This window comes from Embleya sp. NPDC025285 (assembly GCF_055558835.1).
In genome coordinates, this window is the sequence record NZ_JBVHLU010000111.1 from 1 (window position 1) to 22488 (window position 22488).

Annotated in this window: 16 protein-coding genes, 3 tRNA genes and 1 pseudogene; 13 read left to right on the forward strand and 7 right to left on the reverse strand. The window is 70.5% G+C overall.

Annotated features, from left to right (window positions below):
- A pseudogene (locus ACZ4FV_RS43290) lies at positions 1–383 on the forward strand (hypothetical protein); the annotation flags it as partial.
- Positions 384–956: 573 nt separating this feature from the next.
- Positions 957–1466, forward strand: coding sequence for a DUF1269 domain-containing protein (locus ACZ4FV_RS43295; RefSeq protein ID WP_395874399.1), 510 nt, complete (start codon positions 957–959; stop codon positions 1464–1466).
- Positions 1467–1739: 273 nt separating this feature from the next.
- Here the strand turns inward: ACZ4FV_RS43295 and ACZ4FV_RS43300 are convergent, their stop codons facing one another.
- Complete coding sequence (locus ACZ4FV_RS43300; protein WP_465326340.1) at positions 1740–4436, reverse strand: bifunctional acetate--CoA ligase family protein/GNAT family N-acetyltransferase; 2697 nt, start codon at positions 4434–4436, stop codon at positions 1740–1742.
- Positions 4437–5157: 721 nt separating this feature from the next.
- Complete coding sequence (locus ACZ4FV_RS43305; RefSeq protein WP_395874396.1) at positions 5158–6495, reverse strand: aminotransferase-like domain-containing protein; 1338 nt, start codon at positions 6493–6495, stop codon at positions 5158–5160.
- Between the two features lie 246 nt (positions 6496–6741).
- Here ACZ4FV_RS43305 and ACZ4FV_RS43310 point away from each other — a divergent pair, with 246 nt between their 5' ends.
- Positions 6742–7587 carry an aldo/keto reductase gene (locus ACZ4FV_RS43310; protein WP_465326342.1) on the forward strand — a complete coding sequence of 282 codons (846 nt, stop codon included), beginning with the start codon at positions 6742–6744 and terminating at the stop codon, positions 7585–7587.
- A 145-nt stretch (positions 7588–7732) separates the two neighbouring features.
- Here ACZ4FV_RS43310 and ACZ4FV_RS43315 read toward each other — a convergent pair whose 3' ends face one another.
- The gene (locus ACZ4FV_RS43315; protein ID WP_395874392.1) at positions 7733–7999 is read right to left on the reverse strand and encodes a hypothetical protein; all 267 of its coding nucleotides are present in this window, start codon (positions 7997–7999) and stop codon (positions 7733–7735) included.
- A 489-nt stretch (positions 8000–8488) separates the two neighbouring features.
- Here ACZ4FV_RS43315 and ACZ4FV_RS43320 point away from each other — a divergent pair, with 489 nt between their 5' ends.
- The 9 genes from ACZ4FV_RS43320 to ACZ4FV_RS43360 all read left to right on the forward strand — a co-directional run bounded on the left by ACZ4FV_RS43320 (position 8489) and on the right by ACZ4FV_RS43360 (position 15590).
- Positions 8489–9277, forward strand: a complete 789-nt coding sequence (locus tag ACZ4FV_RS43320; RefSeq protein ID WP_465326344.1) for an aminotransferase class IV family protein — start codon at positions 8489–8491, stop codon at positions 9275–9277.
- Between the two features lie 255 nt (positions 9278–9532).
- Complete coding sequence (locus tag ACZ4FV_RS43325; protein ID WP_465326346.1) at positions 9533–9958, forward strand: hypothetical protein; 426 nt, start codon at positions 9533–9535, stop codon at positions 9956–9958.
- Between the two features lie 158 nt (positions 9959–10116).
- Positions 10117–10189 (forward strand) — tRNA-Arg (locus ACZ4FV_RS43330).
- A 12-nt stretch (positions 10190–10201) separates the two neighbouring features.
- Positions 10202–10275 (forward strand) — tRNA-Arg (locus tag ACZ4FV_RS43335).
- A 107-nt stretch (positions 10276–10382) separates the two neighbouring features.
- Positions 10383–10455: transfer RNA gene (locus ACZ4FV_RS43340), tRNA-Glu, on the forward strand.
- Position 10456: 1 nt separating this feature from the next.
- The gene (locus ACZ4FV_RS43345; protein WP_465326348.1) at positions 10457–12841 is read left to right on the forward strand and encodes a hypothetical protein; all 2385 of its coding nucleotides are present in this window, start codon (positions 10457–10459) and stop codon (positions 12839–12841) included.
- 414 nt (positions 12842–13255) lie between these two features.
- A complete protein-coding gene (locus ACZ4FV_RS43350) occupies positions 13256–13807 on the forward strand; it encodes a hypothetical protein (protein ID WP_465326350.1) in 552 nt (183 codons plus the stop codon).
- A gap of 67 nt (positions 13808–13874) precedes the next feature.
- Complete coding sequence (locus tag ACZ4FV_RS43355; protein WP_402241957.1) at positions 13875–14378, forward strand: hypothetical protein; 504 nt, start codon at positions 13875–13877, stop codon at positions 14376–14378.
- Between the two features lie 570 nt (positions 14379–14948).
- A complete protein-coding gene (locus tag ACZ4FV_RS43360) occupies positions 14949–15590 on the forward strand; it encodes a TetR/AcrR family transcriptional regulator (protein ID WP_395874380.1) in 642 nt (213 codons plus the stop codon).
- 320 nt (positions 15591–15910) lie between these two features.
- On the opposite strand, the gene ACZ4FV_RS43365 is transcribed toward ACZ4FV_RS43360, so the two are convergent.
- Both ACZ4FV_RS43365 and ACZ4FV_RS43370 read right to left on the reverse strand, forming a co-directional pair.
- A complete protein-coding gene (locus ACZ4FV_RS43365) occupies positions 15911–16918 on the reverse strand; it encodes an alpha/beta hydrolase (RefSeq protein ID WP_402241954.1) in 1008 nt (335 codons plus the stop codon).
- A 687-nt stretch (positions 16919–17605) separates the two neighbouring features.
- Positions 17606–18529: a phosphotransferase family protein gene (locus ACZ4FV_RS43370; RefSeq protein WP_465326352.1), complete on the reverse strand. Its 924-nt coding sequence runs from the start codon at positions 18527–18529 to the stop codon at positions 17606–17608.
- A gap of 539 nt (positions 18530–19068) precedes the next feature.
- On the opposite strand from ACZ4FV_RS43370, the gene ACZ4FV_RS43375 reads away from it, so the two are divergent.
- Positions 19069–20217, forward strand: coding sequence for a DUF475 domain-containing protein (locus tag ACZ4FV_RS43375; RefSeq protein WP_395874374.1), 1149 nt, complete (start codon positions 19069–19071; stop codon positions 20215–20217).
- Between the two features lie 695 nt (positions 20218–20912).
- On the opposite strand, the gene ACZ4FV_RS43380 is transcribed toward ACZ4FV_RS43375, so the two are convergent.
- Together ACZ4FV_RS43380 and ACZ4FV_RS43385 are read right to left on the reverse strand one after the other, a co-directional pair.
- The gene (locus ACZ4FV_RS43380; RefSeq protein ID WP_402241951.1) at positions 20913–21557 is read right to left on the reverse strand and encodes a DUF2637 domain-containing protein; all 645 of its coding nucleotides are present in this window, start codon (positions 21555–21557) and stop codon (positions 20913–20915) included.
- Positions 21558–21713: 156 nt separating this feature from the next.
- The gene (locus tag ACZ4FV_RS43385; RefSeq protein WP_395874370.1) at positions 21714–21950 is read right to left on the reverse strand and encodes a hypothetical protein; all 237 of its coding nucleotides are present in this window, start codon (positions 21948–21950) and stop codon (positions 21714–21716) included.
- Positions 21951–22488 lie beyond the last annotated feature (538 nt).

The following is a 22488-nucleotide window of genomic DNA, read 5'->3' on the forward strand; positions in this document are numbered from 1 at the left end:
CCACCAAGGGTTTCCTCTCCCACGTGGACGTCGGCCCGATGGCCGGCACCCTGCGCGACTGGGCCGGCGAGCCCTGGGCCGACTGGCTGTTCATGCTCGGTCTGCTCGGCGTCGGCGTCGCGCTGGTCCTGGGCATCGGTCTGCGTCCGGCGGCCGTCTCCGGTACCGCCATGATGGCGTTGATGTGGATCGCCGAATGGCCGCCCGCCAAGCACCTCGACAGCGGCAAGCCCAGTTCCTCCACGAACCCTTTCACCGACTACCACGTCATCTACGCCATCTCCCTGATCGCCCTCGCCGCGGTCGCCGTCGGCAGCCGGCTCGGCCTGGGCGCCCTGTGGGCCCGCCTGCCGATCGTCCGCGACCACCGCTGGCTGCTCTGATCGCCACACGACCCGGTCGGGCACCGTCCACGTGTCGGGCCCGGCCGAATCTCGTGTGTCGGGCCACCCGGATCCGATCCCACCCCGACGGCAGGCGAAGACGTGCGGACACCGCCTTCGCAGCCGAGGAACCCACCCCCGCGCAACGACCGGACACCACACCGACTCGGCCGATCCCGTACGCGGCGAGCCGCGCGAGCCGATCCGGCAATGGCCCGCCCCCTCGATCCCGGGCGCCGCACCCGCCTCGACCTCGGTGGACCTACGCGCGCACGGACGATTCCGAGTACGCCGAACGTGGTGTCCTTTCGTGTCGCGGCAGACCCTGCCCCCGCCCACCGCCTTGCCCTGGGACCCGCGCGTCCGCGGCCGGCCGGCCCCCGCCGCTCGACTCCTCGTGCCGTCCGCCCGCCGTGCGGGATGCCGAGCCGGCTGGTGGGCCCCATGCTGGAACTGCCGGACAAGATCGCATGGCTTGCGGGCACGGGCGTCGCCCGTGCCCGTGCACCGCTGCGCGTTCTCGGTCGTCGCCGTGTCCTCCCGGATGCGGCATCCTCGGAAGGGATCAACGAAATGGCGAAGCCCGACTCGGTGTTCATCTACATCGGGACCTACCCGGACCAGGCGGCGGCGCGGGCCGACTACGACGTCGTGAAGGACCTGCACGCGCTGGGTGCGGTCGGCGGCTACGACGCTTCGGTGGTCACCAAGGACGACGCGGGCAAGGTGCACGTCAACAAGGACGAGACGTCCACGCGACACGGCGCATGGGGCGGCGCGGCGGTCGGCGCGCTCGTCGGCATCCTGTTCCCGCCGGCGATCATCGGCACAGCCGCCGTGGGGGCCGCCGTGGGCGGGGTGGGCGGCCACCTGTGGCGCGGCATGTCCCGTGCGGACGTGAAGGAGTTCGGCGAGCTCATCGACGAGGGCGAGGCCGCCCTGGTCGTCGTCGGCGAGAGCACGCTCCAGCACGCGTTGGCCAAGGCGGAGCTGAAGGCGGAGAAGAAGGTGGCCAAGGAACTCGACGTGAGCTCGAAGGACATCGACAAGGCCGTCCGGGACGCCACCACCGAAGTCTCCTGACCCGACCTCGCACAAGGATTTCCCGGCCGGGACGCCGCCGACCACGACGCCTCGGCCGGGAGGCCCGGTGTCTTCTGATCGGCCACCTCCGCCCGCTCGCGGACCGAGGACAGGCCGCCCGCCTCGCCCGGGCCGGGGCCGGCAACATCGCCCCGGCGACGCGTCCGGGGCCTGCCCCCACCGGTGGACACGTGCTTCGCAAGGCCCCGCTCGGGCGCGCTGAGTATCCGGCTCCCCCGCAGTCAGGCTTGGGCATCCGCCGCGAGCCCAGGGTCAGCGCAGTCGCCGCAGGTATGGATCCTGTCCGTGTCGCGGTGCCAATCGGATCCGGGCGTCGACGACGGTGACGCCGTCGGGGCGGGCGACCAGGGGGTTCAAGTCGGCCTCCACGAGCTGCGGCACATCGTCCGCGAGCCTGGACAACCGGTGCAGGACGTCCTCGATCCCGGCGGTGTCGGCGGCCGGCCCACCTCGATGGCCGTACAGCAACGGGGCCCCTCGTGAGTCGGCCAGGAGCGAGTGCGCGTCCAGATCGGTCAGCGGGGTCAACCGCGCACCGTGGTCGGCGAGGACGTCGGTGGCGACCCCGCCCAGCCCGAACACCACCAACGGGCCCAGCACCTCGTCCTGGGTCACCCCGGCGATCAGCTCGACCCCCGAGGCGGCCATCGGCTGGACGACCACGCTCTCCATCAACGCGCCGATCCGGTTGGCCAGGTCGGTGAACGCCGCACGTACCGCGTCGTCGCCGACCAGGCGCAATCGCACGCCGCCCACATCGCTCTTGTGCACGATGTGCGGGCCGTACGCCTTGAGCACGACCGCTCCGTCGACGCCCAGCGGGGCGAGTTCACGCGCCACCGCCACCGCCTCCTCGACGTCGAACGCCTGCCGCCACGGGCTCACCTCGATGCCGTACGCGCCCAACATGCGCGCGCATTCGCCGGGCGGTAGCCATCCGCCGTCGGGCTCGCGCAGCAGGAACTCGCCGGCGAGCGAACGGGCCGCGGTGCGATCGACGTCGGCCAGGGCCGGCACCGTGCCACGGGGGCGAGTCAGCCACATCGCGCGTTCGTAGGCGTGCGCGAGCGCGACCGCTGCCGTGCGCGCGTCGCCGTACACCGGCACCGCGCCGCCCACGGCGGGCAACAACTCCACCGCGGCGGCACGTTCGGGGGCGATCACCAGGACGGGCCGGTCCCGAACGGCGGGACCCTCGAGGATGTCGCCGAGCGGGTCGCCGAGGGCCGTCGGCGCCAGAGCCAGGACCACGGCGTCGACGCGACCGGCCGCCGACACCCGGTCCACGCACCGGCGCAGCGTCTCGCCGTCGACGGTGGCGGTGGTGTCCACCGGGTTGGCGCACGCGGCGCCGGCGGGCAGCAGGGCGCGGAGTTCGGCTTCGAGATCGGGGCCGAAACGCGGCACCGCCAGGCCGGCGTCCACACAGGCATCGGCCGCGAGCACTCCCGCGCCGCCCGCGTTGCCGATCACCGCCACGGATGCTCCGTCGGGCAGCGGTTGGGCATGCAGCAGGGCCGCGATCGCGACCAGGTCGCCCAGGGTCTGTACGGCGGTCACCCCGGCCTGGCGGAACAGCGCCCCGCGCGCCACGGTCGGCGTCACCGCCGCCGCGGTGTGCGAGCCCGCGGCGCGACGCCCGGCCGCCGAGCGACCCGCGTCCACCGTGAGCACCGGCTTGACACGGCCGACGGCGCTCGCGATCCGGGAGAACTTGCGCGGGTTGCCGAAGGACTCCAGATGCAGGATTGCCATCGTGGTCCGGGTGTCGGCCTGCCACCACTGCAGCATGTCGTTGCCGCTGACGTCGTACTTGTCACCGAGCGACGCGAACGTGGACACCCCGATCCCCAGCCGGTTCAACTGCTCGGTCAACGCAATCCCCACCCCACCGGACTGCACCGCCACACCCGCGCTGCCGGCGGCGGGGACCACCCACCCGAACGTCGCGTTGAGCGCGGTGGCGGGGTCGGTCTGCGCGATCCCCAGGCAGTTCGGGCCGACCATCCGCATCCCGTGCCGGCGCACGGAGGCATGCACGCGTGCGGCCTGCTCCGGCGTACCCCCCGAGGTCACCACCACCAGGGCCCGTACACCGACGCGCCCGCAGTCCTCGACCAGATCGGGAACCCGGTCCGCCGGAACGGCCACCACCACCAGATCGGGCACCTCGGGAAGCAGGTCCGGCGTCGGGAACGCCGGCACCCCGTCCACCTCGGTCGCGGTGGGATGCAGCACGGCCAGAGACCCGGTGTAGTGCGTCCCCTTCACGTTGCGCAGCAGCGCCCGGCCGACCGAGTCGGCCCGATGCCCCGCGCCCGCGATCACCACCGACCGAGGTGCGAACAGCGGCACCAGACTGGCCACGTCCGCCAGGGCCTCACGCCGCGCCAGCGCGGTCAGATACCGCTCCGTCGAGGCGCTGTCGCCGTCCAACGGGATCACGCAACTCGTCACCCCGGCCACGAGTCGGTTGCGCACCGGCAATCCCATGTGCTCCAGCACCCGAAGCATCGGACGATTCCACGGCAACGTGTCCGCGACCAGCGTGCGAATTTTGTCCGCGCGGGCCATCGTGACCACATGCTCGATCAGCAGGGTGCCCACCCCCCTGCCGTGCCAGGCATCGGCCACCGCCAGGGCGAGCTCCGCCTCGCCGGAGCCGGCGTCGCCGTTGTATTCGACGACCCCGATGACCTCGCTCCCGTCGTGGGTCAGCGCGATCAGCGCACCGCACCCGGCCCGGCCGGGCGTACTCACCCGCTCGGCGGTCTCCCGTACCGACGTCTCCGAGGTGCCGAAGAACCGCAGGTACAGATTCTCCGCCGACATCGCACGATGCATCGCGAGCACGCCGTCCCGGTCCTCGGGTCCCGGAGGCCGCAGCAGGACCGTCTCGCCGTCGACGGCCAGTACCCAGACCTCGCGCGGTGTGCCGATCTCGTTCATGGACCCGATCCCTTCCGCCGGGGCGCGTCCGCGCCGCTCACGGCCAGCCTCACGCCGATCCCGCGCGCGAGGCAGGGCCGACCGGTTCCCGCGGCCCGGGTCGAACGGCCCTGTCCGCGTCCCACCGGCACGGGCGGTGTTCGTGTCTCGGGGCCGACAGCCGATCGGCCTCGGGAGTTCGACCGTGCGGCGCCATCCGGCGGTCTCGCGGATGTGCCGGGCATGGCTTGCGGCAAGCATTGTGGAAATACCCACCCGAGCGAGCAGGTCCGCCGAATAGCCGCTGTCCGCGAGGCCCGGCAGGCCGTGGGAGCGTTCCATTTCGGCGGCGACGACGTCCATGTCGAACCGTCCCAGACGGTAGTGGACCCGGCAGAGCGAGAGAAACATGTGGCGGTTCAACAGGCCGAAAAAAGTCGGCTTCGCCCACGAGCCGGTACACACGATCGATCACGGTGCGGTCCGACAACATGGCGCCCAGCAGGTCGGCCTCGACGTCCGCGTCGTCCCGAGTGCTGCCGGGCAACGAACGCCCGGAATAGTCGGGCGTGTTCCCCCACCGCGCGTCCTGCCTCGCGGCCTGTCGGGCGATCCCCCGAAGGCTCGGGTCGCGGGAATCTCCCCGCCGGTCGTCATGCGCACGACCGTACCGCCTCCACACCCCTCGGATCGGAGCATGTCGGCCCGGGTACGTGCGTGGTGACGGCAGTGTCGTCGCAAGCTATTCGACCGGTTCGTGCTCCGGGATCGAACCGGCCAAGGTCGCCAGGGCCTCCAGAGCCGCCGACAGGGCGTCCGGCGTCGGGGAGGCCAGTCCCAATCGGATCGCATCGTGGGCGGTGGCGGGCGCGACCGCGAAGGCGGCGCCGGGTGTGACCGCGATGCCCCGCCGCGCGGCCGCCGCCACGAACGTGTCCGCCCGCCACGGTTCCGGTAGTTCCCACCAGCACATGTAGGCGCCGGGAGCGGTCCGCAGCCGGAAACCCGCGAGCTTGGAGCGAACGGCTTCCTGACGAACGCGCGCGTCCAGGCGCTTTGCCTCCACAACGGAGGCGAGTGTGCCGTCGCTCATCCACCCGGTGGCCGCCTCCAGGGCGTAGCGCTGGGCCGTCCACGCACCGGTTCGCAGCGACGCGCGCACCGCGCCGGCGATCCGGTGCGGGACGACCGCCATCCCGATGCTCAGGCCCGGCGCCACACGTTTGGACAGGCTGTCGATGACGACGGCGTGCTCCGGAGCCCCGAGGGCGATCGGCGGCAACGCGGTGTCGCCGAACCGCGACCAGACCGCGTCCTCGATCATGGGAAGGTGCAACCTATTCGCCAGGGCCGCGAGTTCGTTCCGCCGCTCGGCCGGCATCGTGATCGAGAGCGGGTTGTGCAGGGTCGGTTGGAGATAGATCGCCTGGAGTCTCGCCGAACGGTGCGCGGCGGCAACGGCCGCAGGCCTGACACCGGCGAAGTCCATGGCCAGGGGGACGAGAACCACCCCCAGCCGTGCGGCGATCGCGCGGACCACCGGGTAGGTCAGTTCCTCGACCCCGAGCCGGCCTCCGGGCGGAACGAGCGCGGCGATGGTGGCGGCGATGGCCTGGCGCCCGCTGCCCGCGAAGAGGATGTCGGCGGGGTCGGGGGTCCACCCGGCACACGCCAGTGTCGCCGCGGCCGCCGTCCGGGCCTCCGGGGTGCCGGACACGCCGACGGGGAGAAGGGCGTTCCGCAGGACATCGGGCCGATGCATGCGCGCGAGGCCCTCGGCAAGCAGCGGAAACTGCTCGGGGACCGAGGGCACGCTCAGCTCGAGATCGGCGGGGGCGTTCGAGGGGTCGGACAGTGCGAGGGGGTGCTTGGCGGCGGCACGGACGAAGGTGCCGCGGCCGACCTCACCGAGGATCAGTCCCCGACGACCCAATTCGGCGTATACGCGCCCGGCGGTGGAGTTGGCGATGCCGTGGGCGCGGGCGAACTCCCGTTGGGTGGCCAGTCGATCGCCGGGGCGGAGCCGCCCCGCTTCGATGTCCGCCTGGACCGCGTCGGCCACGCGTCGGAAGTCTTCCATGCAAGTGCACCGCCTCGTCACGTTCCCGAATACCCAATTGCACCGAGTGCAATTTGATGATTGCACTGAGTTGGGGATATGCATAGCATCGCATTGTGATCGGGGCACGGCGGGATCCACACGGAACCGCCGCGGTTTCCCTCGACACGGTCCCATCCGTCGACCTCGTCGACCTCGTCGACACCACGACCCGAGCCCGCACCAGGCGAGTGCCCGTCTCGGCCGACTCCGACAAGGCCGGAGACGATGCATCCCGACTTCTTCACCATCGGCCGAAGTCCGTTGCCCCAGCGTCTGGGTCTGTCCACCAGGGGCCTGACCGCCCCGGGGATTCCGAGAACGCCCGAGGCGGGCCGACGGGCTCGAACCGTCCTGCGTCAAGCCGTCGACCGCGGGGCGCGCCTCGTCGATGTCGAGGACACCGCCGAGGAATTGGTCGCTCACGCGCTCCACCCCTATCCGGCGCACCTCTTGGTCGCGGCCCGCGCCGGCGGCACGAACGCGGGTACCGGTCGTGCGTCCGCGCCGGATCACCCCGATCGGCTTCGTACACAGTGCGAAGCCGACCTCCGCGGACTGCGAACGGAGGCGATCGACCTTTATCGCCTGCCCGCGGCGGATCCCGCCGAGACGCCTTCCTGGACGGACCGACTCGGCGTGCTGGCGGATCTGCGCCGTGCGGGGAAGATACGCCACATCGGAGTCGAGGCGAGCAGCATCGCAGAGGTGCGGCGGGCCATGACGATCACCGAGATCTCCTCCGTCCATGCCCCGTACCACGTCGCCGATCGGACCACGGAGGATCTTCTCGCGTTCTGCGAATCCCACCGCCTGGTGTTCGTGCCCCGACGGCCCCTGGGTTCGGGAGCCCGGACGAGATCGGCCGTCACCGCCGTGGCCGAACGCCACGGAGCGAGCGCCGCCCAGATCGCACTGGCATGGCTTCTCGGCAATTCGCCGGTGCTGCTCCCCGTCGTCGCCCCGAGCACACCGCAAGAACTGGACGCCTACTGGGAGGCGGCCGAGATCGACCTCTCCGACATCGACCTTGACACCCTGAACACACTCCCCCCAAGGCACATCCCGGCGTGACGCGTCGCCCACGTCCGAGTTCGCACCCGCGGGGCGGCCAAGCACGGCTCAGCCGAAGACGGTGGTGTTCTCGCCGGCCCCGCGGGCCCGGCGAGAACACCACCGTCTTCGCTCGTTGCGTGTGTCGGGTCAAAACGACCGTCCGTCAAGAACGACCGTCCGCAGCCTCCTGCCACGCCGCCATCCCCGCCCGTGAAGCGTGCTTCGCCTGCCGCAACTTCGCGGCCGCCATTTCGCCGGGCGGGGTGTCCAAGTCCCGGATCAGTTTGCGCACGGCGCCCAGCAGGGCGGATGCGGTGATGGCCAGGCCGGTCAGCGCGATGATCGAGCCCGAGGCGGTGAGCACGGTGCCCACCGTGACCACACGGGTGTCGACGCCGTACCGGTGCGGTGATTCGTGGTGGTTGTTCACAACTCCACGGTCGGCCCGTTCCTGACATCCCGCACCGCAGGGCGGGCGAACGGGTGGCGAGGCCCTGCCCGCGACCGGAATGCCCGCTCGGCAACCGGGGGGACGTCGACGGGCCCTCCCGCCATCGTGCACGTGCGTCGCCGCCACGAACTCCTCGGGACGGCAGTCGCCCCACACCTGCCGGGCGCCCACCCAAGTCGAAAGGATCGGGATCTCCGCGATGCGTTCGGGCGCGAGGACAGCAGATCCTCGCCCAGGACGGTGAAGTCCGCGAGCACACCCGGGACGAGTCAGCCCTTCAGGTGGCCCTCGCCTCGACGGCGGTGTGGGCTCGGGGTCCACGAGGCGGCCTTGCGTCGGGTGAACAGGTGTGCGTGCCGTTCTTGTCCGCTGTGGCGATCCGCATGCGTGCGTCCGGCCCGTGGCCAGGTCGCCGACCACCGCGCCGTCGCGAGTGGAAGCCCCGGACGGACGGATATTGTCGCCGGCATGAGTGCTTCGGCGATATCACGGGTGGAGATCGACGGCCGATCCACCACGGTGGAACGGCTGCACGCCGTCGCCGTGGCCGGCTACGGGCATTTCACCGCGATGCAGGTGCGCGGCGGCCGGGTGCGCGGCCTCGCCGACCACCTCCATCGGCTCGACGCGGCCAACCGGGAGTTGTTCGGCACCCCGCTGGACGGGGACCTGATCCGGCGGTACATCCGGCACGCGCTGGCCCACGACGTTCCCGACGCGTCGGTGCGGGTCCATGTGTTCGCCGCGGACGAGGCCGGGTCGGTCGAGGTCCTGGTCACCCTGCGGCCACCCGGCGATATGCCGCCCGCGCCACAGGCGTTGCGGTCCGTCCCGTATCTGCGTTCCGTCGCGCACATCAAGCGCGTCGGGGACTTCGGGCAGGCGCACTACCGCCGACAGGTCGCCCGCGAGGGTTTCGACGAGGCGCTTCTGACCGGCCCGGACGGACTCGTCGCGGAGGGCGCGATCACCAACGTCGTGTTCTTCGACGGTACTTCGCTGCTCTGGCCGAACGCGCCCGTCCTGGAGGGCATCACCATGGGTTTGCTCGAAAGGGCGCTCTCCGCAGAGCCGTTGCCCTCCCGACGCGGCCCGGTCCACCTGTCCGACGTGGGCTCGTTCCGGGCCGCGTTCGTGACGAACTCGCGCGGGATCGCGCCGGTTCGGCTCATCGACGACGTGCCGATCCCGATCGACACCGCGTTGACGGGGACGCTCGGCAGACTGTACGAGTCGATCGCGTGGGACCCGATCTGACACCCATCGTGTGCGAAGGCCATCGTCGGTGAGTGCGGTATCAGCCGTGACCCGGAAGCCTCGCGCCAGGTCTCGCACCGCTCTCCCCCGGACCGGACCGGAAATTCCTTGGGCGAACTCGGGGAGCGAGGTCAGGGTCGGCGTGCGGGGGCGGCTCCGCGGTGTGCTTCCTTCTCACTCCGACAATCGACAGCGCACCCACTCTCCGCCCTCGCTTCGTCTTTCGTCGGGGGTAACCGGTACATGAGTGGTGGCGTGCGCAGCATCGTTCGAGTCGATACCAGTACCGCGGCCGACGATCTCGACGGCCTCCTGGTACGACGTCTGGCGCAGGTGTACGTCGACGCGGAGCGGGTCGGGCCGGATCAGGCGGGTGTGAACGCCCGCGGGATCGCCGCGCTGGAAGCGGATCTGGTGCAGCGCGGCCATGTTCTGAGCGCCCAGTTGCGGACCGCGCTGGCCGGCTTGCGCCCGGTGGATCTCGCGACGCACGGAATGCGGCTGCCGGCGCGGCTGGACGCCCGGCTGGGCAACGACCGCCGGCACCGTCCGCTGTTCGCCGGCTTTCCCGCACAGGTGCCGAACTACGCGCAGGCGCGCTACTCCACCCGGATCCGGGCGTTCCTGCTCAACCAGCCGAACCAGCCCTGCGCGATCTGCGGCCGGGCCGGCGAGCGCTGACCGTGGCGCCGGCCGACGTGTCGCCCGAGCAGCCGTCGCGGCGGCGTACCGAGAGCGGCGAACCGTGGCCGCCGCGCGCCGTGCGGATAACCCCGTTGCCCCGCCCGCGGCTCGGGCCTAATGTCGTCCTCGTCGGCGGGCACTTCGCCGGCGCACCACAACGTGTAGCTCAGTCAGTAGAGCACCGGGCTTCGGACCCGGAGGGCGCGGGGGCGGGACCCGCCACGTTGGCGAGCACGGCAACGGCGTGTAGCTCAGTCAGAGAGAGCACCGGGCCTCGGTCCCGGAGGGCGCGGGGGCGGGACCCGCCACGTCGGCGACATCGGAACGTGGCGGCACGGGGCTCGGCGTGGAGAGCTCCGGGCCCGTAACCCGCACAAAGCGGCGGGGCGCGCGGTGCCCGCCGTGCCGACCACACCGACCACGACGTGTAGCTCAGTCAGTAGAGCACCGGGCTCTCAACCCGGAGGGCGCGGGGGCAGGGCCCGCCACGTCGGCATGAACGAGATTCACGTGCAGCCCGTCGCCAACCCCGGTTATGCGGATTGGCAGTTGGCCAAGGCGTTCCACACCGCCGCCTCCCACGAGAGCCAGGCGACCCGGCTTCGCGCCGAGGAGCGCGTGCGCCGCTGGACGCAGGTCGCCGGCGGCATGGCCGACGGCTCGTTGACCATCGGCACACGCACGCCCGTGCGCGGGCTCCCCGCGTGGGTCACCCCGGAGGTCGTGCGCGGCGGGTTCGCCACCGGCGACGCCGCGGCGGGCGGGCCGTGGACCGCACACGAGGCCGAAGCCGCCGCCCGCGCCGGGCTGCGTACCGGCGATCGGCTCGCGGTGTTCCGGTACTTCCTCACCGATGCGGGCCTGGCCGAGCTCCACACGATGCTCGACACCGGTCGGTATCACGTCGCGGTGCCCGAGGAGGCCGCGCTGCTCACCATCGCGTGGCTGCTGCGCGCCGGGGATCGGTTCGCGGCGCTCACGCTGCTCGACGAGATCGCGCCGTACGCGGACCGCCTCCGCTTCCTGCCGAGCCCCAGCGACACGCCGGTGCCCGACGGCTCTGCCGTGCACCGCGAATCCGTGGGCTCGTTGCGGGCCACGCTCGGCGCGCGGCGCCCCAAGCCCGCGGTCGAGGCGATGAACGAGGCGCTGACCGTGTGGAACCCGTTCGCCGACCAGTTGCTCGCGCACTGGCTGGAGACCGTCGAAGACGGCCGGCTCGACGCGATCCGACCGGCGGGCTGGACCGAACGCGGCCGTGAACTCCTCCACCGCTACCGGCGTTTGGCGGCGCAGCACACGCTGTGCACCAAGCACCGCAACCCCAGGGAGAACTCCGCGATCCTGCTGGCCGCCTTGGCCGAGGCGCTCGGTGACACACGGGCCGGTGATGTTCGCAGCGCCGGCACCCGCATCGCGGACGGCCGCGCCGCCCGCACCGCCGGACCCCGCTCCGCCGGACCCCGCACCGGCATCCGCGCGAACGTCGGTGCGCGTGGGGCGGCCCGCCCCGGCCTGCTCCGGCACGCCGTCGACGCGATGGTCGTCAAGCGCGGCGCGCCCGGTTCGCCGCCGCACGCCGAACTGCGGGCCCGTCAGGCCGAGGACGCGTCGACCGCGACGCTCCACGAGCTGGCGCGCGTCCTCATCACCCGGTTGGCGAACCTGCGCGACGACGCGGGTCTGCCCGACACGGCGTGGCTGCTCGTACCGGTGACCGACGCGGAAGCCGAGCGGACCGGCGTGCGCGCGGGCAGCCCGATTCCGGACAGCCTGCGTCACCCGGTCGAGCGCGCGCTCAGCGCGCCCGTCGCGACGCTCGTCGAGCGCGGCATCGTGCCGTCGGCCGAGGTGCTGGCCGAGCTGGTCCCGCAACTGGTCGCCGCGACGACCGCGTTGGCGTACCACGATCCGGCGCTGCGCACGCTGATGACCGCGGGGTATGGGGCGTTCGCCGAGCGTCGGTCGCTGTTGCTCCTCAACCTGGAGCACCAGGTACGGCTGGAGGAGTTGCCGTGGGTACGGGCGGTGTCCGCGTATCGGCGGGTGTCGACCGACACCGCGGGTAACGCCTGGGAGGCACTGACCGAGCTGGGCACGCTGACGGTGCGCGCCTTCCCCGGCACGATCGTCCCGAACCCGCTGCTCCAGGAGCTCGGTTCGCTCGCGCGACAGGCCGGGGTCAAGGCGGTGTTCACCGAGGAACTCGCGGCGGACATCTTCATGGGCACGTTCTCCGCGAAGTTTCTGCGCGCCGCGCAGGACGCCGCGGTACTGCTCGAAGGGTCGCTGTACGCGCGGTACTACGGCATCGACTACGCCGCGATCCGGACGATCGATGACGTCAAGCGCGAGCGTGGGTTCGCGGCGAACACCTCGAACGCCTTCGCCGAGCTGTGCCGGGAGCGGGCCGGCATCGATCCGCGGGGCCGCTGGTGGGTCGCGGCGAACGGGAAGGTCATCGAGCAGGCGCAGATCCTCACCACGCACAACCTCGCCGCGCTCGTGTACCCCATCGGGGTGGAGCCGGCGGAGGGCTGGGCGGAGCCGGCGCGGGGCGCGTACCGCACGGTGTGCCGTCTGGTGCAGCAGATCGCCGGGAACCCGCGGCCGCTCGGCACCGTCAAGGACGCCGCGTACGCGTGGCGGCAGACGCTGTTCTTCCTGTCCCTGTGCGGGGTGGAGGACCAGTTCGCGGTGATCGCGTGGATGGCGGAGGAGACGGCGCGCCGGCCGGAGCACACCGTGCGCCGCCTCGCGCCGGTTCTGGCCGGGCTGCGGCATGTGTTCACGGGCGGCAGCCTGGACGATCCGGCGGTGCCGAACGTCCGGCGGTTCCTCGGCTGGGCCACGGACGGGCACTGGATCCGCGACGCGTGACGGGCGGGAGCGGCGACCGCAAGCGCGCATCCCGCGCGGCAGAGTAACGCGCCCCGGTGTTCACCTTTGTCCACTGCGGCGACACGACACCGGCCTCGTCCCGAGGGGACGAGGCCGGTGTCGGCGGACTGGGCGGCTACACGTCGTAGGGCAGTGTCCAGCGCTTGCCGGGCTCCGGTGCGGCCGACCTCGCAGACCGCATCCGGGAAGCCGTCCCACGGGCAGGGATCACATTTTGCGCAATATCAGTGCGCTTTGTCCGATATACGATCAAATCAAGGGGTAAAAGCAGATTATCCGATTCGGCGCGGGGGCTCGCATCCTGAACGGCGACGCGCGGAAGGCATCCGCCGCTGAGCTGCTCCACGGGTCCGTGACCGTCGGACCGTCGACCGCCGACGAGTGGAGGACACGATGTGGACGATCATCACCATCGTGGCCGTCGTGATCATCATCGCCTTGATCGCGCTGGCCGTGCGAGCCATGGTTCGGCGCCGCCGCCTACAGCAGCGTTTCGGTCCGGAATACGACCGCACGGTCGAGTCGAAGGAGAGCCGGCGGGAAGCCGAGCGTGATCTGCGCGAGCGCCAGGAACGGCATGATTCCCTGGAGATCAGGCCCTTGCCCGCAGCGGTGCGAGACCGGTACGCGCGGGACTGGGCGGGGGTGCAGGAGCACTTCGTCGACGACCCCGACCAGGCCGTCGGAGAAGCGGACCGCCTCGTGACGGTGTTGATGAGCGAGCGCGGCTACCCGACCGAAGGATACGAGCAACAAAAGCGAGACCTCTCCGTCGAGCACGCCCGAACCCTGGATCACTACCGCGTCGCGCACGACATCAACCAGCGCGTCGGCGGCAGGGACACCTCGACCGAGGAGTTGCGAAGCGCGATGGTCCACTACCGCGCCATGTTCGAGGACCTGCTCAAGAGCGACAACGAAGCGCCGGGCGACGACCGCCGGTGAACCACCGGGCAGTCGAGCCCGACGGCCATACCCACACCCACACCCACACCAGCGGAGGCGAAAGGACATGCGTGAAGAAGGCGTATTCGGGCGCGACGAAGCGACCCCGCTCGGCAAGGAGGGCGGCGCGCTGTCCTCCGAGGACGTCGCGCGGACCTCCGACGCACGCCAACCTCGGGCAACCGAAGGCTGGGACGACGTCGGTGCAGACCCGACCGGGCCCGGCGAAACCGGGGACCAGAGCGGTGAACGGTCGGACACCGCCACTGCCGAGCACGACGCGTCGCATCCTGGCACGGGCAGCGCGCCGCTCCTCGGTCCACAGGAAGCGGAGGGCCTCCGCTCCCGCTGGCAGGACATCCAACAGGGATTCGTCGACGACCCGCGGAATTCCGTGGACGCGGCCGACCGCCTCGTCGACGAGGTCATGCGGTTGCTCGCCGCGACGTTCGCCGGACACAAGAAGGGCTTGGAGGCCCAATGGCACCGCGGTGAGGAGCCGGACACGGAGGACCTGCGCATCGCTCTGCGGCAGTACCGGTCCTTTTTCGACCGCCTGCTCAACACCTGACCGGACCGGCCGATACGGCCGGCTTCCAGCCGGCGGCTCATGGTGGATCAGGCGGCCTGGTGGACCAAGCCGCGACGTGTGATGCGGTGCCTCGGCATGCCGAAATGGTTACCTGCCCGGTGGCGCTTGGTCCGCGTCGTTCCCGGGTGGGATCGACGGACGAAGGCGAGTGCCGGCTGCGCGGAGCGAGTGGCCCCGATCAGAGGGTGCCGGACACTGCGCTCGGTACCTCCGTGCGGGTACGCGCCGCGCGTCGCGCGCCCGCCGAGACGGACGGATCCGGACGTGTGCGGCGTTTCACTCGCGGTTGGCATCGGGCTTCACGATGGTGGAAGGTCCTACCGACCGTCGATCCGTCTCGGGCTCCATTCCTGGACAGCAGACGGCCGACGGGGCACTGCCCCACATATCTCCCTTAACGCGATAAGATTCGTATTAGAAGACATCCGTCGGACGGAAGTTCCGGCTGCCACGCAGCGGCTGTCGGTGGTATCGGCTGCCTCTCCCGGTCGGCGCGGCACCGGCGGGTAATAGAGTGCGGAGTCGAGGTTCGTCGGGTCGGAGAGTGCGTTGAGTGAAGGTTCGGCGCCGCCGGGAACCCGGAGGCCTGGAGGGCGTACCGCCCGTACGCGTACCGCCGTTCTCGAAGCCGTCCTGAGCGAACTGGAGGACGTCGGCTACGGAGCTCTGACGGTTGAGGGTGTCGCGCGCCGCTCCGGTGTGCACGTGACGACGGTCTATCGTCGGTGGCGGTCGGTCGAGGGTCTGGTCGTGGACCTGATGAACACGATCGGAACACGTGAGATCCCGTTGCCGGACCACGGATCATTGGCCGCCGATCTGCGGGGGCTGGCCCGGGGCATCGTGAACCTATACCTCAACGACGCACGCACGCGTGCCCTGTTCGACACGATGATGGTGGCGGCCACGAGGAACCCCGACGCGGCAGTCGCGATGTCCCGGTTCTTCGAGCTGCGCAACGAGGCCGCCGGAGTGATCGTGGAGCGAGCCGTCGAGCGGGGCGAACTCGCCCGCGAGACGGACAAGTCGGAGGTCATCGCCGCAGTCGGGGCGCCGCTCTACTATCGGATGATCGTGGCACGCAGGCCGCTCGATCTCGATCTGGCCGACCGGGCGGCGCGAGCCGCGTGCCTGGCGGCCGAGAACGGTGTCTTCAGGTCTTCGTCGCAACCGGCGGCGCAGCACCCCTGACGCGTCGCGGGTCGGCCGTGTGCCGTGTTCGGATGGCGAGAGCCGGGGGCCGGGCCGCGTCGTGGCGACGCGTCCACGACGTTCGCCGAGGACGAGGGACGGCGGACGTGATCGCGCGGCCGACCCGGGCGAGTCCCGCGCGCCCGGCCGCCTTCGCGCGTCCGCCGAAACCCGGGTCGGGGTCGGCACCCGCCCACTGCCCGGGCACCGAGGCCGGGAGCGCCCCGGCCCCGATACCCGTGGTCGGGAGCGGTCTCCGGGCCATCACGCGGCAGTGGACAACGCTTCGTGGCCGGCCCGCCCGGCCCGCCCGGCCCGCGCTATGCCTCTGATCCCTCCGGGATCGCGGCATCCGCCTGTGCGAACCCATCGGTGGCGCCGACGGCCGCGCTCGGGTCGTGAGCCGTGCGCTGCTCTGGAACAGACGCCGCTCCGGCCGTGAGGTGTTCGAGGAAGAACGACGTCATGAGCCTCTGCGACTCCGCGAATTCCTCGTTGTAGACCACGAAATGGCCACCGGGCAGGATGGCGAGCCGCTTCGGGTGCAGCGCGCGTTCGTATGCCGCGAAGGCGAGGTCGCTGTGCGTGAGGATGTCCTGCTGTGCGACGACCATGAGCAGCGGCGTGGGCGAGATGCGCCCGATGTAGTCGCCCGGTTCGTACCCCGACAGCAGTTCGATGGAGCGCACGGTGATCTCGTTGCGCCACGTGGCGAGTCGTTCGGGCTCGATGGACTGGTACCACGCGTACGTTTCGCGGTCCGCCATCGCGGCCATCGCCGTCGGGTCCTCGGTGATCAGCGGGATGACACCGGGCTCCGCGCCTTGGAAGCGTGCCAGGCGGTCGTAGTCGAACATGCGCCGAATCCCGCGCATGGCCTCGGAGTTGATGAATCGGGACAGGCTCGTTCCACCGCTGATGACCGGGACCTGCGCGTATACGCACTTCACCCGGCGGTCGACGGCACCGACGACCAGAACATGGCCGCCGGCGAAGCTGGAACCGAACACGCCGATCCGGTCGGAGTCGATGTCGGACCGGGACTGCAGGAATGTAATGGCGTTTCGGTAACCCTGTATCTGCGCGACCGGGTCCGCCTCCTGGCGCGGCAGCCCATCGCTGGCCCCGAAACACGGGTGGTCGTACAGGACCACCGCGATGCCGGCGTTCGCCAGATTCTCGGCGATGGTGTCGGTGTACTGCTCCTTCACCGCGCCCAGTCCGTGCGTCACCACGACTGCGGGGTGCGGAGCCACTCCGGATTCGGGAATGTAGAGCCAGCCTCGCAGGGTCGTCCCGTCGGAGTCGAACTCGATGTCGTGGCGCATCCTGAATTCCTTTCGACAGGCGTGGACCTGATCGGATGTGAGGTTTGTCGCGGTCGTGTCGTGCGTCAATGGCAGTACGTGCCCCAGGGCCGGGACGTCCTCCTGTTCCGAGCATCGAACCCGTCTCGGCGCATGCCGCATGTCGTGAACGTGGGCGAGTCCTCCGGAGAGTCCGAGGGCCGCGGAGGATCGTCGGGACAGGCTGCGTCGTCGACGCCCGTGAACTCCGCGTCCGCAATGTCGTCCATCGGTATGCCAGGTGTGAACATGATCGACCCCGGGCGTAGGAGGGGCCGAACCCCGCTCGGGACGTGCGCGTTCGACTGGAGTCGGGGTACGGCGTGGTGCGCGCATCCGGCACTGCGGATACATTAACGCTAGTTCTTTCGTATTAGTAGTCCGCGCGGCTCCGCCTGCTCCTCGACCGCCACCCGGAGAAACAAGGCGTCGCGTCGTACCGGTTCACCGGATTTCGTTCGTCGAAGTCCGTCGTCGACCGCGTTCCGCGCACTGTCGTGCCCGTTCCACGCAGCCTGCGGTGACCGTACGTCGCAAACCGGTACGGCCAAAGGAGCCCGGCGCTTCCCTACTGCGTCGGCGCTTCGGGCCCGACTACACCCGCCGTACCCGCCCGGGCCGAAGCGCGAGCCTCTCGCTCGCACTTCCCAACGCGGCCTCGACGTCGCCTCACCTGGTTCCGAACCAGGTTTCGGCGAGGGCGTCCAGGGTTCCTTCGGCGGGTGTGGGAAGTTCGCGCATGTACCAGGGGAGATTGCTGTACCTGTGCAGGAGTGTGTAGGCGAGAAGCACACGAGGATCGAAGTCGCGTCCGTAGGACGTCGTGAGTCCGGTGAGCAGCGCCGGGTCTCCGCCGGTGACGAACAGGCCGACCCCGACGAAGTCGTAGGCGCGGTCGCCGATCGCGGCGGGTTCGAAGTCGAAGAGTCCGGTCAGGCGCCATCCGTCGGGATCGACGAGCAGGTGAGCCCGCATGACCTCGGTGTGCAGGAGGCTGCGGTGCGGCGAGCGGGGCAGGGATACGGACGCCAGGAACGCGGGAATCTGTTCCAGCCAAGCCTGGGAGAGACCATGGGCGCGCTGCCGGGCGGTGGCGGTGTCGGTCTGTCGATCGATGAACGCGCCCCAGTCGCCGGGGCCGAGCACGTCGCCCAGAGGCTCGGTGTCGAGCGAGTGAAGAACGGCGAGTGCCGCACCGATCTCGGTGACCAGTCGTTCGCGGTCGTCCTGGGGCACGCTGTGCCAGGCCCGCGCGAGGTTCTCACCGGGCAGTCGGGACATGAGGACGTATTGCCAGCCGTTTTCGTACGGGCCGAAGTCGCGTACCCGGGGCGTCGGGATCGGCAGTTGCCCCTGGATATGGGACAGAACGCGGCCTTCGACGACGCCGTCCCGGGCGGCGGACGAGGGAAACAGCTTGAGGACGTGTTCCGCGCCCACCGCGTAGACGGGCTGCGTTCCGTCGGGAAACCGGGTCAGCGGCGCACCCGCGAAACCGAGACGGGCGCAAATGTCCTCGACACCGGGTCGCATCACCGTTTCGTCCGCGACGACGGCGTCCCATTCCGCATCGGTCTTCACAGGGGGCAACATTGTCGGAACTCTAGGAAACCTTCCCATGCGGTGCAATGAGATTGTTGGATGGCGGCAAGTGGACCGCGCCCCTTGGGTCGAACGTCGTGGCAGGTCCGCGCTATCCCCCGGGCCCGGTCCCCATCCGGTGGCGCGGGTGGGGAGAGGTGGGCCGGGACCGCGCGGGAGTCGACGGCGAAGATCGGTCTGCGCCGCTGCCGGCGCCGGGCCGTCGCCCCACCCTCCGGCCTCCGGTTGACAGGTGGCGGGCGTGGCGGGCTCCACGTCCCGCAGCGGGCGGTCCCGGCGCAGCCCGTCCGCAGACGCGGGCCGCGATCGGGCCGACCGCGTCGGCGTCGCACAGGGCAATCCTCACCCGCTCACGGCGGCGGCGATGATCTTCGGCGAGGTCTACCGGCTCGGCGGCGAGCGGAAGTTCCGAGCCGTTGGGCCGGGTAGGTGTCAGGGCCGCGGGGCAACGCCCTAGACTCCGGGTCAACGTTTCGTAAAGCCAGGTACGGCGCGGGGGAGCCCCGTACAGAAAACGATTGGGGTAGCCAGTGCTTCTGAAGACGTTCGGCTGGTCGTTCGCGGTCACCGCGCTCGGCTTGGTCGCAGCGATGCTCTACGGGGGGTGGACCGGCTTCGGGGTCGTGGCGATCCTGTCCATCCTCGAGATCTCGCTGTCCTTCGACAACGCCGTGGTCAACGCCGGGGTCCTGAAGAAGATGAATGCCTTCTGGCAGAAGATCTTCCTCACCATCGGCGTCCTGGTCGCGGTCTTCGGCATGCGCCTGGTCTTCCCGGTCGTGATCGTCGCCGTCACCGCCAAGATCGGTCCGATCGAAGCGGTACGGCTCGCGCTCGACGACAAGGACAAGTACCAGCAGTTGGTGACCGACGCCCACCCGTCGATCGCCGCCTTCGGTGGCATGTTCCTGTTGATGATCTTCCTCGACTTCATCTTCGAGGACCGGGAGATCAAGTGGCTCGGCTGGCTGGAGCGTCCGCTCGCCAAGCTCGGCAAGGTCGACATGCTCTCCGTCTGCATCGCGCTCATCGTGCTGCTCGCCTCCGCGATGACCTTCGCCACCAACGCCCACCAGCACGGCGGCATCCATGTGGACAAGGCGGAGACCGTCCTGATCGCCGGTATCGCGGGCTTGGTCACCTACCTGATCGTCGGCGGCCTCTCAGGCTACTTCGAGAACAAGCTCGAGGAAGACGAGGAGCGCGAGCACGAGGCCGAGGAAGAGGCCAAGAGGACCGGCAAGAAGGTCCCGGCGGTCGTGATGGCCGGCAAGGCCGCGTTCTTCATGTTCCTCTACCTGGAGGTCCTGGACGCGTCCTTCTCCTTCGACGGCGTCATCGGCGCCTTCGCGGTCACCAACGACATCGTCCTGATGGCGCTCGGACTGGGCATCGGCGCGATGTACGTCCGCTCGCTCACGGTCTACCTGGTCCGTCAGGGCACCCTCGACGACTACGTCTACCTGGAGCACGGCGCGCACTACGCGATCGGCGCCCTCGCCGCGATCCTGCTCGTCACCATCCAGTACGAGATCCACGAGGTCATCACGGGCCTCGTCGGCGTCGTCCTGATCGGCTGGTCCTTCTTCTCCTCGGTCCGGCGCAACCGCAAGCTGGCGGCGGCCGAGGGTAAGGAAACGGGGTCCGACGAGAAGGCCGAGGTCCCCTCCGGCGTCTGAACCGCTCCGCCGGCGGGGGCCGCAAGGCCACCGCCGGCGGACGGTTTCCGCGGCGTCCGGGCCGAAATCCTCGCGGGCCCGGCCGCGGGGATCCTCACCGCGATGCGCACACCAACACGATCGCCCCGGCCGTCGTAGGTCCCACCGACGCGGTTACCGCGGCACACGACGCCCCACCGCCATGCGCGCACGCACCCTCTCCCCCGCTCCCGAGGCGGGCGCCGTGATGACCACGGCGACGCCCGGCGGCGGCGGATGTCGTACACGACAGACCCCACAGATCCCGAATGACGGGACGAACGGGGGCAGTTCCCGGCCCTCCGCCGCCCACTCCCGAACCAGGTCCGCGAAGATCGGAGTCCGGACCTCCCAAGGAACGTCACCGTCGACCCCGGAGAGCCCCGCCCGTGGCACACCCGGGCCGGACGACATCTCGCGCAACGACCGCGCGCCCTCACATGTTCGATCCACGCCTCCCATCGATAGCCTCCCGGATACACCCGCCGCCGGGCATTCCAGTGCCGTCACCCGTTCGGACGCCGGCCACGAACACCCATCGGGCTCGTGGGCGGTCTCGACGATCGCACATCGGGCGGCGCCTGCCGGCGCCGCCCGATTTCGGTTCAGTGGGTCTTGTGGAGTGGCGGGCAACGACGCCGCGAGACGATCGCGCCGCTCGTGCGAACGGGCACGCTTCAGGGTGGGGGTTCGCGGCGTTGCACGGCGGTGGATCGTCGGGGTGGTCGGGTGAGGGTGATCTGGCGCACGAGCTGATGCAGGCAGGCCGTGGTCGCCACCGCGGGAAGGATGGCGACGACGACGCCCTGGACGGTCATGGAGGCGTGGCTGACGGACAGCGCCATGGACAGGCCCGCGAAAGCGGTGACCACGATCCACGAGTGCAGTGCCCGGCGGCGGTGGAGGCTGGACCGCAGGATCGACAGCGAGGCCACCACCCACGGTCCCTGGACCAGCACGGGCCACCATCGGGCCGGGCCGTTGGTGGCGCCGGCGGTGTGCCGTAGCGGTGCGAGGGTGATCACCGCGCCGAGCACACTGATCACGGCGACCAGCAGGACGCTGACCACCACCATGGAGCTGCTGAGTCGATCCAATCGCCGCGCACCGGTGGCCGGCAGGGCGGCCTCCGGGGGCCGCCGGCGATGACTGCCGCGCACCCGGATCGGAGCCGAGAGTTCGACGGTGGCGGGAGCCTCCTCGGCCTGGTTCCCCAGGAGCCGGGCGAGGTCGGCCTCGAATCCCGGATCCCCCACCACCGCGAACGACGAGGCGAGCCCGTCGAACGACGCGGCCTCTCCCGGTGGCGGCCACTCCGCCACGCCGGGGAACGATGCGGCGCCGGGAGGGAATTGCATGCCGGGCGGGGGGTACGGGTCGTATCCATAACCTTCGTACATGGGCCTGATTCGTTCAAGGGTTGGGCGTTGCCGGGTGCCGAATACACATTTTCAACGCTCGGTGGATTGTCCCGGGATTCACGATCGCGGATCGTCCAGGACGTCGTCGAGTCGGCGCGAGTACTCCGCCGCGAGCAACACCATCGTCAGAGCGAACTGCTCCATGTCGGCGGAGCAATGACGAAGCAGGACGCGATAGCCGGGGCGCTCGATGTACGCGTAGGGAGACCGTTTGAGGAAGGTCGCCGCGCGAGGGGTGAGTACCCAATCCCCCATGGGGAAGGTGCGTTGGGCGAGCGTGGGCGGAACCGCCACGGAGGCGGAAGCTCGGGAAGTCACGCCGGGGCAACGACGTGCTCTGCGCTTCGGCTCTGGTCCGAAACGGTGAACGACGGCCCGGATCGCGTCACTTTCGATCTCGTTTCATACATTTCCGAACGCGGGCGCCGGGGAGCTCTCGTGACCGGGGCCGGGAATTCCGTGCGGCCACAGGGAAGCATGACCGTTGACTCGACCAACTCTTTACTTTCGCAATGGGCAACTCACGAGTTGGTAAAATTCCCGGACACCGCCGCACAGCGGTCCCATCTTCCGTCGAGCACATATTCGGGTGGATTGCTTGTAACCCCGGCCCACACGGCGCCGGCCCACGAACGCCACGAACCCCGGGTTCCTCCACGCCGTCGGCACGATCCGGCGCCCCGGCCGGGCGCACCATCCGGCACCGCACGGACACAGTCCTCGCCGACTGGAACGCGGCGGCCACCCGGCCCGTCCTTGCGCACCCCGGGAGAGGTCCGCCGGGGCGAGGAGGCCGCTGCACTCAAGCGGGCGGTCCGCACGTCCCGGATCC

Coding starts and splice junctions, on each gene's coding strand:
- ACZ4FV_RS43345 (WP_465326348.1), top strand. CDS start 10,457: ATGAACGAGATTCACGTGCAGCCCGTCGCCAACCCCGGTTATGCGGAT.
- ACZ4FV_RS43300 (WP_465326340.1), bottom strand. CDS start 4,436: ATGAACGAGATCGGCACACCGCGCGAGGTCTGGGTACTGGCCGTCGAC.
- ACZ4FV_RS43310 (WP_465326342.1), top strand. CDS start 6,742: ATGCATCCCGACTTCTTCACCATCGGCCGAAGTCCGTTGCCCCAGCGT.
- ACZ4FV_RS43370 (WP_465326352.1), bottom strand. CDS start 18,529: ATGTTGCCCCCTGTGAAGACCGATGCGGAATGGGACGCCGTCGTCGCG.
- ACZ4FV_RS43350 (WP_465326350.1), top strand. CDS start 13,256: ATGTGGACGATCATCACCATCGTGGCCGTCGTGATCATCATCGCCTTG.
- ACZ4FV_RS43355 (WP_402241957.1), top strand. CDS start 13,875: ATGCGTGAAGAAGGCGTATTCGGGCGCGACGAAGCGACCCCGCTCGGC.
- ACZ4FV_RS43320 (WP_465326344.1), top strand. CDS start 8,489: ATGAGTGCTTCGGCGATATCACGGGTGGAGATCGACGGCCGATCCACC.
- ACZ4FV_RS43305 (WP_395874396.1), bottom strand. CDS start 6,495: ATGGAAGACTTCCGACGCGTGGCCGACGCGGTCCAGGCGGACATCGAA.
- ACZ4FV_RS43365 (WP_402241954.1), bottom strand. CDS start 16,918: ATGCGCCACGACATCGAGTTCGACTCCGACGGGACGACCCTGCGAGGC.
- ACZ4FV_RS43295 (WP_395874399.1), top strand. CDS start 957: ATGGCGAAGCCCGACTCGGTGTTCATCTACATCGGGACCTACCCGGAC.